Source organism: Pseudomonas sp. BN515, from assembly GCF_029873155.1.
Taxonomy (GTDB): domain Bacteria; phylum Pseudomonadota; class Gammaproteobacteria; order Pseudomonadales; family Pseudomonadaceae; genus Metapseudomonas.
Genome location: NZ_SSOH01000059.1, coordinates 18,867 through 35,014, shown reverse-complemented (window position 1 = coordinate 35,014; position 16,148 = coordinate 18,867). Strand labels below are relative to the sequence as shown.

The 16,148-nt window shown below is 64.3% G+C and carries 19 protein-coding genes; 8 read left to right on the top strand and 11 right to left on the bottom strand.

Going from position 1 to position 16,148, the window contains the following annotated elements; genetic code table 11:
• Positions 1–138: 138 nt before the first annotated feature.
• The 5 genes from E8E91_RS15195 to E8E91_RS15175 all read right to left on the bottom strand — a co-directional run bounded on the left by E8E91_RS15195 (position 139) and on the right by E8E91_RS15175 (position 4,756).
• On the bottom strand, positions 139–849 hold the full coding sequence (locus E8E91_RS15195) for an rRNA pseudouridine synthase (protein WP_280376475.1): 711 nt from the start codon (positions 847–849) through the stop codon (positions 139–141).
• A 178-nt stretch (positions 850–1,027) separates the two neighbouring features.
• A complete protein-coding gene (locus tag E8E91_RS15190) occupies positions 1,028–1,945 on the bottom strand; it encodes a biotin-dependent carboxyltransferase family protein (RefSeq protein ID WP_280376472.1) in 918 nt (305 codons plus the stop codon).
• Positions 1,942–2,655, bottom strand: coding sequence for an allophanate hydrolase subunit 1 (locus tag E8E91_RS15185; RefSeq protein ID WP_280376470.1), 714 nt, complete (start codon positions 2,653–2,655; stop codon positions 1,942–1,944). The genes E8E91_RS15190 and E8E91_RS15185 overlap by 4 nt, the downstream gene beginning before the upstream one ends.
• Entirely contained in the window at positions 2,652–3,395 is a 744-nt protein-coding gene (locus tag E8E91_RS15180; protein ID WP_280376468.1) for a 5-oxoprolinase subunit PxpA, read from the bottom strand. The genes E8E91_RS15185 and E8E91_RS15180 overlap by 4 nt, the downstream gene beginning before the upstream one ends.
• Positions 3,396–3,469: 74 nt before the next feature.
• Positions 3,470–4,756, bottom strand: a complete 1,287-nt coding sequence (locus E8E91_RS15175; protein WP_280376466.1) for an MFS transporter — start codon at positions 4,754–4,756, stop codon at positions 3,470–3,472.
• Positions 4,757–5,050: 294 nt separating this feature from the next.
• On the opposite strand from E8E91_RS15175, the gene E8E91_RS15170 reads away from it, so the two are divergent.
• From E8E91_RS15170 to E8E91_RS15160, 3 genes are all read left to right on the top strand, one after another.
• On the top strand, positions 5,051–6,004 hold the full coding sequence (locus E8E91_RS15170) for a LysR family transcriptional regulator (protein WP_280376464.1): 954 nt from the start codon (positions 5,051–5,053) through the stop codon (positions 6,002–6,004).
• A 187-nt stretch (positions 6,005–6,191) separates the two neighbouring features.
• Complete coding sequence (locus E8E91_RS15165) at positions 6,192–6,977, top strand: putative hydro-lyase (RefSeq protein ID WP_280376463.1); 786 nt, start codon at positions 6,192–6,194, stop codon at positions 6,975–6,977.
• A 173-nt stretch (positions 6,978–7,150) separates the two neighbouring features.
• On the top strand, positions 7,151–7,732 hold the full coding sequence (locus tag E8E91_RS15160) for an MliC family protein (RefSeq protein WP_280376461.1): 582 nt from the start codon (positions 7,151–7,153) through the stop codon (positions 7,730–7,732).
• A gap of 13 nt (positions 7,733–7,745) precedes the next feature.
• On the opposite strand, the gene E8E91_RS15155 is transcribed toward E8E91_RS15160, so the two are convergent.
• Positions 7,746–8,042 carry a YgaP-like transmembrane domain gene (locus E8E91_RS15155; protein WP_280366629.1) on the bottom strand — a complete coding sequence of 99 codons (297 nt, stop codon included), beginning with the start codon at positions 8,040–8,042 and terminating at the stop codon, positions 7,746–7,748.
• A 75-nt stretch (positions 8,043–8,117) separates the two neighbouring features.
• A complete protein-coding gene (locus E8E91_RS15150; RefSeq protein ID WP_280376458.1) occupies positions 8,118–8,396 on the bottom strand; it encodes a hypothetical protein in 279 nt (92 codons plus the stop codon).
• 295 nt (positions 8,397–8,691) lie between these two features.
• Between E8E91_RS15150 and E8E91_RS15145 the strand changes: the two genes are divergently transcribed.
• Positions 8,692–9,624 carry a hypothetical protein gene (locus tag E8E91_RS15145; RefSeq protein WP_280376456.1) on the top strand — a complete coding sequence of 311 codons (933 nt, stop codon included), beginning with the start codon at positions 8,692–8,694 and terminating at the stop codon, positions 9,622–9,624.
• A 57-nt stretch (positions 9,625–9,681) separates the two neighbouring features.
• Positions 9,682–10,185 (top strand): anthrone oxygenase family protein, encoded by a 504-nt coding sequence (locus E8E91_RS15140; RefSeq protein ID WP_280376453.1) that lies wholly within the window; start codon positions 9,682–9,684, stop codon positions 10,183–10,185.
• A gap of 7 nt (positions 10,186–10,192) precedes the next feature.
• On the opposite strand, the gene E8E91_RS15135 is transcribed toward E8E91_RS15140, so the two are convergent.
• Positions 10,193–10,984: a helix-turn-helix transcriptional regulator gene (locus E8E91_RS15135; protein ID WP_280376452.1), complete on the bottom strand. Its 792-nt coding sequence runs from the start codon at positions 10,982–10,984 to the stop codon at positions 10,193–10,195.
• A 130-nt stretch (positions 10,985–11,114) separates the two neighbouring features.
• On the opposite strand from E8E91_RS15135, the gene E8E91_RS15130 reads away from it, so the two are divergent.
• Complete coding sequence (locus tag E8E91_RS15130) at positions 11,115–11,930, top strand: carbon-nitrogen hydrolase family protein (RefSeq protein WP_280376450.1); 816 nt, start codon at positions 11,115–11,117, stop codon at positions 11,928–11,930.
• Positions 11,931–12,060: 130 nt separating this feature from the next.
• Complete coding sequence (locus E8E91_RS15125) at positions 12,061–13,113, top strand: polyamine ABC transporter substrate-binding protein (RefSeq protein ID WP_280376564.1); 1,053 nt, start codon at positions 12,061–12,063, stop codon at positions 13,111–13,113.
• A gap of 70 nt (positions 13,114–13,183) precedes the next feature.
• Here E8E91_RS15125 and E8E91_RS15120 read toward each other — a convergent pair whose 3' ends face one another.
• The 3 genes from E8E91_RS15120 to E8E91_RS15110 all read right to left on the bottom strand — a co-directional run bounded on the left by E8E91_RS15120 (position 13,184) and on the right by E8E91_RS15110 (position 15,451).
• Complete coding sequence (locus tag E8E91_RS15120; protein ID WP_280376448.1) at positions 13,184–13,729, bottom strand: DUF4256 domain-containing protein; 546 nt, start codon at positions 13,727–13,729, stop codon at positions 13,184–13,186.
• A 130-nt stretch (positions 13,730–13,859) separates the two neighbouring features.
• Positions 13,860–14,420 (bottom strand): nucleotidyltransferase family protein, encoded by a 561-nt coding sequence (locus tag E8E91_RS15115; protein WP_280376446.1) that lies wholly within the window; start codon positions 14,418–14,420, stop codon positions 13,860–13,862.
• Positions 14,421–15,100: 680 nt separating this feature from the next.
• Positions 15,101–15,451, bottom strand: coding sequence for a hypothetical protein (locus E8E91_RS15110; RefSeq protein WP_280376444.1), 351 nt, complete (start codon positions 15,449–15,451; stop codon positions 15,101–15,103).
• A 118-nt stretch (positions 15,452–15,569) separates the two neighbouring features.
• Here E8E91_RS15110 and E8E91_RS15105 point away from each other — a divergent pair, with 118 nt between their 5' ends.
• Positions 15,570–16,088 (top strand): hypothetical protein, encoded by a 519-nt coding sequence (locus E8E91_RS15105; protein WP_280376441.1) that lies wholly within the window; start codon positions 15,570–15,572, stop codon positions 16,086–16,088.
• Positions 16,089–16,148: the final 60 nt, after the last annotated feature.

Genomic DNA, 16,148 nt, shown 5'->3' with positions numbered 1-16,148 from the left:
AATTCGCCCCTACAAGAGCGGTGGTGCCTCGGCCCGTAGGGTGGATGGCGCTTTTCCATCCACCAGTCTCCGCCCCCCCCGGGCTCTGCACTGGTGGGCCTCGTTCCGCGGACCAACCTACGGCAGGACGGCGTCCTGTCAGAACTTCTCTGCCAGCCCCAGATACCGCCACTGCCCAACCGGCACCTTGCCCATGGGCACGCCGCCGATGCGGATGCGCTTCATGCTGACCACCTTCAGGCCGACGGCTTCGCAATAGGAGGCGATGAGGCCGGCGCGGGGATTCTTCAGGGCGAAGCGCAGGTGGGTTTCGTTCTGCCAGCTGGCTTTCACCGGCGGCAGTTCGCCGGACTTCACGCGGATGCCGCGCTTGAGCTTGTCCAGCCCGTTCTCCGTCATCGTTCCGCTGACCTCGACCACATACTCCTGCTCCAGCTTGCCGGCGTCTTCGTTGAGCTTGCGCAGGGCGCGCCAGTCCTGGGTCAGCACCAGCAGGCCGCCGGCGCCCGGCTGCAGGGGCAGGGCGGTGGACAGGCGGGAGAAGTGGCCGCGCCGCAAGCGCACATTGGAACGGTCGTCCGGCCAGCGGCTTTCGGGGGTGAGCACGCGCTGGGCGGCTTCGAAGGAGAGTCCGGCTGGCTGGTTGAGCAGCAGGGTCATCGGCTCCAGTTGTTCGGGCGTGGCGCCGGGCAGCAGGGCCACCGTCTGGCCTTCCACCTTGAACTGCGGCTGTTCCACCACTTCGCCATCCACCGTCACCCAGCCGCCTTCGATGTACAGCTCGGCTTCCCGGCGAGAGCAGCCGGTGAGTTCGATAACGCGTTTGGACAGGCGGATGGGATCGGTCATGGAGGCAGCCAGCAGAGGGGAAAGGGCGCAATGGTAAACCCTTTGGACGCTTTCCTGTGGGCTTCCTGCCTGTAGGGGCGATTTCAATCGCCAAGGGTTGCGAAGCAGCCCCAGCAAGCCTCAAGGGGCAGGCCTGCGGTCTGCATCGCGATTGAAATCGCCCCCACAAGAGGAGCGCTCAGCTCCACCATCCAGACAGGGCCTTGCGGTGTTCCTGATGGGCCGCTTCCTGCACCGTCGGCACCAGGTGCAGCGTGGCGCCGGGCAGGCATTGCGCCAGGCGCGCCGCGGCCAGTGGGGTGAGGGCACCGAGGCGGGGGTAGCCGCCGATGGTCTGGCGGTCGTTGAGCAGGGCGATGGGCTGGCCATCCGGCGGGACCTGCACGGCGCCCAGGGCGATGCCTTCGGAGATCATCGACTGGGTCCGGCATTCCAGTTTCGGGCCGAGCAGGCGCACGCCCATGCGATCGGCGCGGGTGTCCACCGTCCACTGGCTGTTGAAGGCATCGAACAGGCTTTGGCCGGAGAAGTCTCCGATCTGCGCGCCGAGGATCAGCTCCAGACGGGCGTCAGCGCTGAAGTCGGGAATCTGTGCGCGAGGCATGTCGCGCATCTGCACGGCCTCGCCTTGCCAATGCAGCTGGTCGCCGTTGGCCAGGGCCTTGCCGTTCGCGTTGAGGCCTCCCAGCTCTTCACGGGCTACGGTCGATACGCTGCCCAGCTGATGTTCGCCACGGAAGCCGCCCGGTGCGGCGAGATAGGCACGAACACCCCGGCGCGGATGGGCGAAGGCCAGGCGCTGGCCACTGCGCACCCTGAAGGCGCCCCAGGCCGGCAGCGGCTGGCCGTCCAGCGTGGCGCCCAGGTCGGCACCGGCGATGGCCAGGACGCCGTCCCGTTGGCAGGTCAGGCTGAACGCGCCCAGGCCGACTTCCACCACGGCGGCATCCAGGTCGTTGCCCAGCAACCAGTTGGCCCAACCCATGGACACCCAGTCCAGTGCACCGCCCTGGGTTACGCCCAGGTGCCGGCAGCCGAAGCGGCCCTTGTCCTGGAGGAGGATGAACGGCGTGCTGTTGTCGATCACGAGGCTCATTGCAGGCTCTCCAGCGGGGTGTCGTCGCCGCCCAGGCGGATGAATTCGGCGCGGTCGATGGGCTCGAAGCGCACCCGGTCGCCGGCCTGCAGCAGGCTGTAGCCGGGAAGATTCAAGTCGAACAGACGCACCGGCGTGCGTCCCAGCAGGTTCCAGCCGCCGGGGCTTTCCACCGGGTAGACCGCCGTCTGCCGTTCGGCGATACCGACGCTACCGGGCGCGATGCGTTTGCGTGGCGTGGTCAGGCGCGGCGCAGCGAGCGCTTCCTCCACCAGCCCCATGAAGGCGAAGCCGGGGGTGAAACCGAGGGCGAATACCTGGTATTCGCGCTGGCTGTGTCGTTGCACCAGTTCAGCGACGCCGATGTGCTTGCGTTGGGCCAGGGGTTCGAGGTCCGGCCCGACGCTCGGGTCATACCAGGTGGGAATGACGTGGCTGCGGCCGCTGGCGCGGGTTTCCGGGCTGAGGTCGGACAGGGCGCCGGCAATCAGCTCACGGGCCTGGCGCGGGTCCAGCTGCTGCAGGTCGTAGTGCAGCAGCAGGGTGGTGTAGGAGGGCACCAGGTCTACCAGTGCATCGCCGAAGGTTTCACGCAGACGAGTGCCAGCGGCCAGCATCCATGGCATGTTGGCTTCGTCGATGCGGTCGAACAGGCGCAGGATGAAGGCGTCGATGGACGCCACTTCGATGCGCAACTGCGGGGTGCTCATTGGGCCTCCAGTGCTTCGCGTATGCGTTTGACCGCGGCGATCGAGCCGGGGTTGTCGCCGTGCACGCAGAGGGTATGGGCCTTCAGCGGCAGGTCGCTGCCATCGCTGGCGCGCAGGGACTCGCCACGGGCGAGGGTGATGGCCTGGGCCACCACCTGTTCCGGGTCGTGGTGCACCGCACCGGGCAGGTTGCGTGACACGAGGTAGCCATTGCCGTCGTAAGCACGGTCGGCGAAGGCTTCGAACCACAGGCTCACGCCATGTTCATCACCGATGGCCTGGGCGGCGCTGTTGTCGCGGGTGCTCATCAGCATCAGCGGCAGTTGCGCGTCGTAGGCGGCCACGGCGCGCATCACGGCGGCGAGGATGGCCGGGTCGCGAATCATGTCCTGGTACAGCGCGCCATGGGGCTTCACGTAGCTGACGCGGGCACCCTGGGCGCGGCACAGGCCGTCGAGGGCGCCGATCTGGTAGAGCATCAGGTCTTCCACTTCGGCCGGCGAACAGGCCAGGGAGCGGCGGCCGAAGCCCACCAGGTCCGGGTAGCCGGGGTGGGCGCCGATGCTCACCCGGTGCTTGACCGCCAGGCCGATGGTGCGGCGCATGGTGCCGGGGTCGCCGGCGTGGAATCCGCAGGCGATGTTGGCGCAGTCGATCAGGGGCATCACGTCGGCATCCAGGCCCATGCTCCAGGCTCCGAAGCTTTCGCCGATATCGCAATTCAGCAGCAGTCTGCTCATGGTCTGTTCTCCAGGCAGGCGAAGGCCTGCCGCCGGCCACGGGCTCGGCAGCAGGCGGGACAAGAGATAGGGGGTTAGAGCTCGAGTTGCTTGCCGCGGGTTTCCGGCAGGCTGAGGGCGGCGAGGATGACCACCCCGTAGGACACCGCAGCGAAACTGCCGATGCCCACACCCAGCGAGACGTGCTGGCTGAGGATGCCGATCAGCATCGGGAAGAGCGCGGCCACGGCGCGGCCGATGTTGTAGCAGAAGCCCTGGCCCGAACCCCGGATGCGGGTAGGGAACAACTCGGTGAGGAAGGAGCCCATGCCGCTGAAGATGCCCGAGGCGAAGAAGCCCAGGGGGAAGCCCAGCCAGAGCATGGCGGTATTGCTCACCGGCAGGTTGGTGTAGAGCAGCACCACGACGAAGGAGCCGACGGCGAAGAGGATGAAGTTCTTCTTGCGGCCGATCAGGTCGGTGAGGAAGGCGCTGATCACATAGCCCACGTAGGAGCCGAGGATCACCATCGCCAGGTAGCCGCCAGTGCCCAGCACGGTCAGTCCGCGTTCGGCCTTGAGGAAGGTCGGCAGCCAGGAGGTGATGGCGTAGTAGCCACCCAGGGCACCGGTGGTCAGCAAGGATGCGCGCAGGGTGATGCTGAGCATGCCGGGGGCGAAGATCTCGTAGAAATTGACCTTCTCGGCGCCCTGGTTGTGCTTGCGGGCTTCCTTGTAGATTTCCGGCTCTTTCACCAGGCGACGGACGATGATCACGAAGATCGCCGGCAGCAGGCCCAGCATGAACAGCGCGCGCCAGGCATCTTCCGGCGGCAGGATGCTGAACATCAGCGAGTAGAGGATAGCGGTCATGCCCCAGCCGAGGGCCCAGCCGGACTGCACCAGGCCCACGGCCTTGCCACGGTCCTTGGCCTTGATGACTTCGCCGATCAGTACCGCGCCGGCGGTCCATTCGCCACCGAAGCCGAAGCCCATCAGGGTGCGGGCGATCAGCAGTTGTTCGTAGCTCTGTGCGAGGCCGCAGAGGAAGGTGAAGAAGGCGAACCAGAGCACCGTCAGTTGCAGGGTGAGCACGCGACCGATGCGGTCGGAGAGAATGCCGGCTACCCAGCCGCCAGCGGCGGAGGCGAGCAGGGTGAGGGTGTGGATGAGGCCGGCTTCACCGGTGCTGATACCCCAGATGGCGATCAGCGTGGGGATGACGAAACTGAGCATCTGGGTGTCCATGCCGTCCAGGCCGTAGCCTATCTTGCAGCTCCAGAAGGTCCGGCGTTCCTGCTTGCTGAGGGCCCGGTACCAGCCGAAATGGCCGCCCTGGTCGATGTCCAGGCCGCCGCCCGCGTGGGTCGCGTGTTTTTGCATGGGGTTCTCCGATCGCTGTTCTTGGCGTTGTTTGAGCATTCGGCGGATGCGGAGTCGGCGCCCGCAGCCAGTGGGCGGATTCTTGTGCCGGGGTTGCGGGACCGTCCAACTAATTAAAGCGGCCGCAGGGGATAAGAATTTCCGATACCCGATCAACGGCACCAGGGTTGAAGATGCCGCCCCGCCGATGGGCGGCGTTCGTCGTTCCGGAATCGCTCTGGCGCAGGAAGTGCTTGAATCTACTGTATCTTTTCGCCTTTGCTGCGTTTGGCCCCTTGTTTGTTGGTAACCGCCATGAACCTGAAGTTCCTTGAAACGTTCGTCTGGGTCGCCCGCCTGAAAAGCTTCCGCCTGACCGCCGAGAAGCTGTTCAGCACCCAGGCCTCCATCTCCAGTCGTATTGCCGTTCTGGAGGACGAACTGGGCGTGAAGCTGTTCGTGCGGGATTCCCGGGGCGTGACGCTGACGCCCGAGGGGCACAAGGTGCTGGAGTACGCCGAGCAGATGATGGACACCATGCACGCCCTGCGGCAGGCCATCGACACCAGCGCCGCCACCCAGGGGCGCATCCGTATCGGCGCCATGGACACGGTGATCCACACCTGGCTGAGTCCCCTGGTGTCGAAGGTGAACGAGCTGTATCCGGCGGTGGAGATCGAGCTTATGGCCGACACCGCGCGCAACCTCTCCGAGCAGTTGCAGAAGGGCTACCTGGACCTGATTTTCCAGACCGACCCGCTGCGTCATGAGTCGGTGCTCAACCTGGAACTGGGCAGTTATCCGCTGTGCTGGATCGTCTCCACCGGCTCCATCTATCACCGCGACTACGCCTCCCTGGCCGAACTCGCCCGCGAGCGCATCGTGACCTTCTCCAAGCACTCGCGGCCCCACCAGGATGTGCTTGGCCTGCTGCACGCCAACGGCGTGATGACACCGCACCTGAGTTGCGTGAACTCGGTGGCCGCCATGACCCGGCTGCTGCGCGACGGTTTCGGCATCGGCGCCTTGCCGCCTGCCCTGGTGGCCCAGGAGTTGGAGCGTGGCGAGCTGACCCGGCTGAGCATCGGCACGATGCCGCCGGGCCTACCGCTGGTGATGTCCTGGCGCGGCGGAACCGGCCTGGAGCTGGTGGACCAGATCGCGGACGTGAGCAAGGCCGTGGTGGCGCACTACGCCGAGAACGTGGGCATGGATTGCTTCGTACCGGCCGAGCTGAGGACCGGCGACGGGCACCCGCGCAGCCTCTGAGCTTGTATCCCTGTTCTGACGCCGAGGCGGTGCGCATGGCGCACCCTACGATCGGGCAGGGTGCGGAGCCAGGTTCTTCCAGCGTGGATGTTCAATTTTCCCGATGCCCGGCCCCGGAAAATTCTTGTTGGACGGCCTGGCCGCAGCGCCCCTACAAAACGCTCAGAACAACAATCGGAGCCGCTCCATGACTGCTGAACTCGCCCAACTTTCCCCTCGCGAATTGCGTCGCCTGATCCGCCGTGGCGACTACGACAGCCACACCAGCGGTCTCGGCCAGCGCCATCTGCAGGCCAACATCGTGATCCTGCAGAAGTCCTGGGCGGATGAGTTCCTGCGCTTCTGCGTACTCAATCCGCGTTCCTGCCCGCTGCTGGACGTCACCGAACCGGGCTCGCCGTACTTCGAGAAGCTCGGTGTGGATGTCGATGTGTGCAGCGACGTGCCGCGTTATCGCATCCACCGGCGTGGGCGGGCGTTCGAGGAAGTGACCGATATCGGCGAATTCTGGGAGGCGGATTTCGTCGCCTTCGCCATCGGCTGCTCCTTCTCCTTTGAGCAGGCCCTGCTGGATGCCGGCATTCAGCTGCGCCACATCGAGATGGGGCGCAACGTCGCCATGTACCGCACCGCCATCGACACCCATCCGGCGGGGCGCCTTGCGGGCAAGACGGTGGTTTCCATGCGCCCGATGAAGGCCGCCGACGCCGTGCGTGCCATCGAAATCACCGCGCGCTTCCCCATGACCCACGGGGCGCCCGTGCATATCGGCGATCCGTCCCTCATCGGCATTGCCGACCTCGCCGCACCGGATTACGGCGACGCGGTGCCGGTGCTTGCCGATGAGATTCCGCTGTTCTGGGCCTGTGGTGTCACCCCTCAGGCGGTATTGGCCGAAGCCGAGCCCGAGCTCTACATCACCCATGCACCGGGCCACATGCTGGTCAGCGACAAGCTTTACGGTGAGGTTTAGCTGCGTCCTGTGGGGGCGAATTCATTCGCCAAGGGCTGCGCAGCGGCCCCCGGAGACTCCAGGGCAGACCTTCGGCCTGCTCAGCGATTGAAATCGCCCCTACAAGGAGGAGGGATTTTTCCCATGGTTTGGTCTTAACTTCTGGTCAAACTACCCCAGGCACGGAGGCCGACATGATCCCCGCAAAAGGACTGATTCTGGCGCTGAGCGCCACCAGCCCGCTCACCATGGCCGATGCCGGCCCGTCTTTCGATTGCACCAAGGCCCAGGGCGTGGAACAGCAGGTGTGTGCGAGCGCCGAGCTGAGCGCGCTGGACCGGCAGATGGCGGATGTCTACAAGGACACTCTGGCCGCCACCGACGCGGCGACCCAGAAGCGTTTGCGCGCCGAGCAGCGCGGCTGGCTCAAGGGCCGCGACGACTGCTGGAAGGCCACCGACCAGAACCAGTGCCTGACCCTGAGCTACCAGACGCGCCTGGTGGAGTTGCAGATCCAGTCCGGCGCGGTGGCGGCGCCCAAGTCCGTGGCGTTCGCCTGTGGTGATGCCGGCAAGGCCTTTACCGCCGCCTTCTACAACGACACCGAGCCCGGTGCCGCCGTCTTCACCTATGGTGGCGATCACGCCATCGCGATCAGCCAACGTACCGCCAGCGGCGCCCGCTACAGCAACGATGGCGTGGATTTCTGGGAGCACCAGGGCGAAGCCAAGGTGGAGTGGTACGGCACGCAGATGACTTGCAAGCCAGCGCGCTGACCCCGGAGCGACCCTAGGCCTTGCCTTCCCTCGCCAGCTTGTCCACGGCGCGCTGCAGGCGTTCCAGATCGGCGCGCAGGTGATGCAAAGCCTCGCGGCGGTCGTGGAGTACTTCCTTCACATAGCAGTGGCCGGTCAGCCCGCGCAGCAGCAGGGCGGCGCCGAGGCCAATGTCCCAGATGCCCAGTACGCCGCCACGATGCAGGCCGTGACGGGCCAGGAGCAGGCCGGAGATGACCGAGCCCGCCCGCTCCAGGCCGTGGACATTCTGTTCATAGGCCGGACCGTTGATCTGCCATTGGTTGTCCATGGTGCGAATCCTCCCGGGGTGGTTTGAATCCTGACCGGCCAACCCCATGGCACGTTCAGCTGCCGTGATGAGCGGTCAGCTCCGCGTCTGGCCCTTTCCGGCTTTCTTGTCGGGGCTCATCAGGTAAACGGTGAGAATGAAGCGAGCTGGAACCAGCGACAGCAGCCCGAGCGCGCCGAACGCGGCGATCAGGGTGACGCCACCGGGTGTGGAGGTGACTTCGGTGAACAGCGCCAGGCCGATGGCCAGTAGGAACATCACGCCTCCGAACCATTGCAGCCCCTCGGCCCAGCGAAAGACCGGCGACTGGCGGACCTCGCTGAGGTGTCGGTTGGATTCGTTTTCTTCAATCATGCGTAGGTCCTCGCAGGTTCCATTGGCCACTGGACTACGGGCATTCCCAGTATTCATCAGCATGCATGGGGCGGCGGCTGTCGGGTGGATGGGCGACAAGTGGGCTTGGCTGATACCGGATTGCGACGGGTTTCTCGCGAAACCGTCCGCCGCTTTCCACAAAGCTGACTAACCTTGAATCGGCCCTTCGTCCCCCGGCGCCTTCATATCTGAACTACCTGGCCGGGAACGCGGGATGGGGCCAATCACAGGGAAGACCCGGACAGGCAGGAGAGATATGCCGACGATCACAATCATGCTCTGGAACACCCAGCACCTTAACGACCAGAACCAAAGGCTACCGATGAGCGAGGCATACGAAGAGAAGCTGGATGCCTTGGCCACTGCGGTGAGCGCCTTCTCACCGGACATCATCGCGCTGTTCGAGGTCGGTACAACGGCCAGGCCAAACAATCAACTGGTCAAGGACCTGACCGGCATCTACGAATTGAAGGCTTCGCTGGACCAGGAGGGCGGTAAGAAAAAGAACACCACGCTCGGGGCCATGGTCTTCGTCGCCAACGACATGGCCGACAAATTCCATGAGCCCTACAAGGTGCCGCTGGGGTCCAAGGGCAATCGCAGCACTCTGCTTCTGCAAGCCGAGGGCGGCCAGTTGTTCGCCTTTTGCCATGCCAATGCCCATGGCCCGACCGCCTTCGAGCAGGTGACCGACGACATCCGCTTTGTCGGGGGAAATGCCGACCTGGTGTTCTTCGGAGGGGATTTGAACCACCAGCCTGGCGACTCGCTTGCCGAGGTCAAGGTCACCAACGGCAATACAATGTTGCGATGCCTTCCCGGAACCTGTGGATTCACGCATGTTTCGATCCGCAGTTCCCTGTCGCTGGCCAAGGCGATGTACCAGGAGGTGTGCCGCAATACTGGCGGCACGCCGGGCATGAGTGAGAGCACGTTCATCAACAATTGCATGGGAACGGATGTCGCTTGGGGTGACCTGGCCATTCCATCTCTGCTGGACTACGCCTTCATTGCTGAGAAATGCCGCTGGAAATCGGCCTGCGAGGCATCAGTCCAGGTCACGACCCTGAAATTCGAGAACAAACAGCTCGATCACGTCTACTACTTCCAGAAGGACAAGGTGTATTCGCAGGTACAGCGAATCTATCGAGGCAAGAAGCTGCGTAGCGACCACTTTCCGGTGATATACGAAATCGAGTACCCATGACGTCTGGAATAGGGGTCCTGAAGTTGTTGAGATGGATGGACTTCGGAGAAACCGACCATGCCCTTCATCGATGACCTGGCTTTCCTGCTCGCCTTCCTCGCCGTGATCAGCTGCGGGCTGATGGGCGGGCTGTTCTTCGCTTTTTCCAACTTCGTGATGCAAGCCCTCGCGCGCCTCTCGCCAGAGGCAGGCATCGCCGCCATGCAGGCGATCAACCGCACGGTGCTGAACCGTATTTTCCTCGGCGCCTTCCTGGGCACGACGGTTGTCTGCGCGCTGCTTACGCTGTACGCCTTCGTGCATTGGGAGGTGTCCGGCACCTTCTTCCTGTTGCTCGGCAGCCTGCTGTATCTGGTGGGCAACTTCGGCGTGACCCTGTTCTGCAACGTCCCGCGCAACAACGCCCTGGCGAAGCTGGATGCCAGCAATCCGGACTCCTCCGTGCCCTGGCGCACCTATCTGGAAGAGTGGACGCGCTGGAACCATGTGCGCACAGGCACCGCCCTGGCCGCGTCGGCGATGCTGATGATCGGGCTGTTCCTGATGCTGGCGATGGACTAGGGGCCGTTCAGGCCTCCGTGTGTGCCTTGAGGAACAGCGAGAACAGTTCCTGGGGCGACTTGATGTTCAGCTTGGCGTAGATGTGCCGGCGGTGGACCTTCACCGTTTCGGCGGATATCGCCAGCTTGCCGGCCACCTCCTTGTTCGAACAGCCACTCAGGATCAGTCGGATCACATCCAGTTCGCGCGCGGTGAGCGGCGTCCCGAGGCGTTCCATGGCCTCTTCCAGGTTGTCCTGCCAGCGCGCTGCCGGGCGTGGCGCGCTTTCCGCCTTCGTCCCCTCGAAGAACATGCGCTGGCGCATCAGTCCCGCCACCCAGGGGCGGATCATCTCCAGAAGCGAAATCTGCTCCGGGGTGAAGCGCTGGCGGCTTCCCAGGGACAGGCACAGGCTCCGTACCTCGTCGAGTTGCACGTTGAAATGCACCTCGTCTTCCTCCACGAAGTGGGTGAAGTAGAGCTGGTAATACTCCGTCTGCTTGAATCGCTCGGGCGCCACGTCGGCGAGGCGGAACAGCCCGGTGGCGGGATGCTCCCGGTTGGCGATGTAGAAGGGGTCGAGCAGGTAGAGCCCCTGCAGGTAGTCGTGGATGAAGGGGTCGGGGCCATCGCCCTCATAGGGGCTTTCGGCAAAGGCGAGGGGGCGGGAATCGCTGAACAGCAGGACCGCCCAGCTGTCGACCTGGACGTATTCGCTGACCAGGCGGGTCAGGGCGAGCCAGAAGTCCGGCTTGTCCAGGCGCTCGATCAACTGGCCGGCGGCGCGATGCCAGGCCATGTCCTGCAGGGTTGGAATCATGTATCTACCCCCATGGGGTTAAGCACTCGACGTGATAGGAATTTTGCAAGCGGGACGCATACTGGCATCGACCTTTTGCAAAAGTCACTCACTTCCCGGCCGGGGCCCAGCTCGACAACAAGGTCTGATAATGAAGCTCGAACTCGTACAGCTCGCGGGTCGCGATGGCGATACCGCCTACAACCTCGCGCGCACCCTGGATGCCATTGCCCAATGCGCGCCCGGTACCGACATCGTGGTATTCCCCGAGGCGCAGATCACCGGATTCCTCAACCGGCAGAACATCGCCGAGCGGGCCGAGCCCCTCGACGGCCCAAGCGTCCGCGCCATCCACGCAGCGGCCCGCGAGCGCGACCTCGCCGTGGTGGTGGGGCTGATCGAGAACGACGGCGGCCGCTTCTACAACACCACGGTGCTCATCACGCCCGAGGGCGTTGCCCTCAGCTACCGCAAGACTCACCTTTGGGTGGGCGAACCGGAGGTGGTGCTGCCGGGCGACCGCTTCGCCACCGTGGAATGGCGTGGGGTGCGCGTGGGCCTGCTGATCTGCTACGACACCGAGTTCCCGGAAACCTCGCGGGCCGTGGCTGCGCTCGGCGCCCAGATCATCCTGATCACCGACGGCAACATGGAACCCTACGGCCATGTGCACCGTACCTCGGTCAGCGCCCGCGCCCAGGAGAACCAGGTATTCGCCGTGGTGGTGAACCGCGTCGGGGAGGGCGATGACGACACCCTCTTCGCCGGCGGCAGCGCCGTGGTGGACCCCTTCGGCCATGTGCTGCTGGAGGCCGGTCGCCAGGAGTGCCGCCACGTGATCGAACTGGACATGGCGCAGCTCACCCAAGCGCGTGCCCTCTATGACTACCAGGCCGAGCAGCGCTTCCGGCTGCCGGGCGAACGCATCGAGCACCCCGATGGTCGCCGCGAGCTGCTGATTCCCTGAACGGGACCGATTCGCCATCCAACAACAAGAAACCTGAAGGTGCTGGTCGCCGCCCTGATGCCGGCGGCCAGCCAGGAGCGAACACATGCAATCGAAGTCAGTGAAACTCGGCCTGGCCCTGCTGCTGGGAATGATGGGCGGCGTGGCCACGGCGGAAACCTCCAGCGTCCACCTCTACAACTGGTACGACTTCATCGAGCCGGAAACGCCCAGGGCCTTCGAGAAGGAGTCCGGCGTTTCCATGGTGCTGGACACCTTCGACAGCATCGACGTGATGCAGAGCAAGCTCATGGTCGGGCATACCGGCTACGACGTGGTGGTGGTCAGCGGTGATGCACTGCCCAACCTGATCAAGGCCGGCGTGCTGGCGGAGCTGGACCGCAGCAAGCTCCCCAACTGGAACCACCTGGACCCGGAAATCCTCGCCAAGGTGCACAGCAACGACCCCGATAATCGCTATGCGGCGCCCTATATGTGGGGCACCACGGGTATCGGCTACGACGTCGACAAGATCGCCCAGGTGCTGGGAGCGGACGCCCCGGTGAACTCCTGGGACCTGATCTTCAAGGAAGAGAACATCGCCAGGCTCGGCCAGTGCGGCGTGGCCATGCTCGATTCCCCCAGCGAGATCATTCCCATCGCGCTGCACTACCTGGGCCTGCCGCCCAACAGCAAGGACCCGGCGGACTACCGCAAGGCCGAAGAACTGCTGATGAAAATCCGCCCCCACGTGCGCTACTTCGACTCCTCCAAGTTCATCACCGACCTGGCCAACGGCAACATCTGCGCCGTGGTCGGCTGGGCTGGCGGCGTGTATGACGCCCAGGTCAACTCCGAGCGCGCCAACAATGGCCGCCACATCGCCTACCAGATTCCCCGCGAGGGCGCGCCGGTGTGGGTGGAAAGCTTCGTCCTGCTCAAGGACGCCCCGCACCCGAAAGCGGCCATGGACTTCATCGACTACATGCTGCGCCCGGAGGTGGTCGCCCGTAGCTCCAACTACCTCGGGTACCCCAACGCCAACAAGGACGCCACTGCCCATGTCGAGGAGAAGCTGCGCAGCAACCCCGGTGCCTACCCATCGAAGGAAACCATGGCAACCCTGTTCCCCCTCGAGCCGCTGCCGCTGAAGCTGGAGCGGGTGAGGACGCGGGTATGGAGCAAAGTCCGCAGCGGGACCTGAGGCGGGACCGCGTCATGAAGAAGCCCGCCCTGGCCGGAAGTCGGGGCGGGCTTCGCTCGCAGCTGTAACGCTAGACCCTCAGCGCGCCACGGAATCCGCGCGCGGCATAGTAGGACTGCGCGCCGTTGTGATAGAGGAAAACGCAGTCGTAGCGACGGTCGCAAAAGAGCGCGCCGCCAAGCTTTCTGATGGCCGGAGGCGTTTGCACCCAGCTGGACGTCTTGGTATCGAAGGTCCCCAGTTCCTGCAGCGCGCGGTACTGCTGCTCAGTGAGGATCTCGACGCCCATGGCCGCGGCCAATTCCGTGGCGCAGCCAGTGGGTTTGTTCTCCTTTCTCGAATCCAGGCTCTCCCGGTCGAAGCACAGGCTCCTGCGGCCGGAAGGACTCTCGGCGGAGCAGTCGACGAAGATGAACTCGCCACTGTCCTTATCCTGGAGCACCACATCCGGTTCGCCACCGGTGCTCTCCATCTCGCCGAGGGAGCGCAGCTTCTCCGGTGAGGATTCCAGCCTTGCCTGAACCTTCGGCCAATCGATGTCCTTGTGCCGGCCCATGTTCTTTTCGAAACGGGCCTTCAATGTGCCCATCAATGCCTCGCATTGCGTTGCGTCCACGCTGCAATCTCCCTTGGATTTCCGACCTTGATTCCGACTCGTCCGAGAGCAGTGCCTCGACGGCCTCCAACCTTAGTAGACGGCGAACGAGGCGCAAGGTTTTCTGCGTCGGCGTGGACGGGGGAATGCTTCAATCCGCCGTGAGAACCTTCAGGTTCGGCCACGTGGTGAGCCAGTCCTTCGAGCCCAGGCGATCGAGATAGACGTGGCGTTTCTCGGCCTGGAACCTCGCGGTGGGTCGGACAACCAGGGTGAAAAGATCATCCAGGCCCAGGGGCGCTGCGACGTCGAGTTCACCCCCTGCACCAAGTCTTACGGCCACCGCGGTCGCCGTCTCCGGCCAGCGGGTCATGGCGTCGGTGGCCGAGGAGTAGGGCAGGTCGTCGTTGCGCAGATGCATGCGAGCCTGGTTCTTCACCGACCAGTCGAGCGAGGGGGCCCTGTTGCGCAGCGATGCCTCGATACCTGCGTCCACATCCGCGCCGGCTTGTTTCGCATTGAACCAGATGACATCGATGTCCGGCGGCAAGGGGGAATAGGTACGTTGATGCAGGTGATCCCACACCGCGCTGCGCACGAAGCCTGCGGCTACCCAGCAATCCGGCAGCTCAAGGTCCCTCACCAGGCGCAGGATGCGCATGCGTGCGGGATCGGAAGCGATGATGGCCTTTAGCTGGGCAAGCTGCTGCATGGGGAGGGTTGTCGATGCGCGAGGTGGGGCAGGTTATCAAGCCCGTCGTTCCGGCGGGTAGGTTGGGCCTTGCTCTGCCTGTGGGAGCGAATTCATTCGCGAATGAATTCGCTCCCACACAAGACCTTCAACAATCGATCGCTGTACGGTGCCGATGCCGAGATCGGTGCGCCGTGCGCACCAGTGGCTGAGTGCGACGCAGTGGCGGATTCCCCGACACGAACTCGACCGCATCAACGACATGCCGCGTAGCTATTTTCAGGTGCGCGGCCTACCGTTCGTCACCTGCATACCTGCATGTAAAGCTTCATCGGAACTCCAAAACCCCTCGTGAAAAATCCTCGTGTGTTTCCCTGGTGATTCAATGTGGGAAAATTTCCCGCGAAATCGCTCGCCGTTAAAAAGACCCGCTCTAAGCAGGCCGTTCCGTTATTGCCCATAGCAGCAAGAAATTCCTCGCAGACTTGATGCGGCAAGCCTCCCGTCCGTCCAAAACACTCTGGCCAGCCATGTAAAGGGGCTTACTGGAAGTTCAAACGGAAAGAGTTTTCGTAGGGGAGGGGACCCAAGAGAAATGAGACGGAGGCCTGAATATGTCTTTCAAAAAGTGCCTACTCGCGTTAGCGATTGGTGGCGTTCTCTCGGCATCCAGCGTGCTGGTGCCTGACTACATTTCGACTTCATCCAGTGCCCATGCCCAAGACGGAGGCGGTGGCAGCGGTGGTGGAGGTGGCGGCCACGGTGGTGGCGGCAGTGGTAGTGGAGGTGGAGGAGGTGGCCACGGTGGTGGCAGCGGTAGTGGAGGCGGAGGCGGCGGCCACGGCGGTGGCGGCGGCAGCGGTAGTGGAGGTGGAGGCGGCGGCCACGGTGGTGGCGGTAGCGGCAGCGGAGGCGGTGGCGGCGGCCACGGTGGTGATGGCGGCGGCGGCGGCCATGGTGGTCACGGCGATGGCGGAGGAGGCCATGGTGGTAACGGACATGGCGGTGACGGCGGCGGTCATGCCGGCAATGGCCATGGCGGTCCGGGACACGGTGACGCTGACCACGGTGGCATGGCTGGTAACCAGGGACCGGGTCGAGGCAATGACAACGACAATGACGCCGACGATAACGACAACGACGCCAGAGACGCTGCCAGGAACGAGGCCGATGCAGCCAGAGACGCCGCAAGAGCTGAAGCGGACGCAGCCCGTGATGCTGCAAGAGCCGAAGCGGATGCGGCCCGAGATGCCGCCAGGGCGGCAGGCGTGCCGAAGGCTGAAGCGGATGCGGCCAGAGACGCTGCCCGGGCAGCTGCGGATGCAGCCCGAGACGCTGCGAGAGCTGAAGCGGATGCAGCCAGGGACGCTGCAAAAGCAGCAGCGAACGACGATAACGACGACGCCGCAGATGCTGCCAGAGAGGCTGCTGAGGACGCAGACGATGCAGCTCGTGAAGCCGCCGAGAACGCTAACGATGCAGCCCGTGAAGCCGCCGAGGATGCTAACGATGCAGCCCGCGAAGCAGCCGAAGACGCTGACGATGCAGCTCGTGAAGCAGCAGAAAATGTTGGTGACGCTGCCCGCGAAGCAGCCGAAGACGCTGCAGATGCGGCCCGAGAAGCTGCCGAGGACGCTCCTGGCGCCCCGGTGGTCGCAGGTCCGACTCCATAACGGCTCAGTAGTGTGAAGAGTCGTGTCCCTCGGAGTTCCCGGTTGGTGGTTAGCCGACCGGGGCTCCGATTTTCTT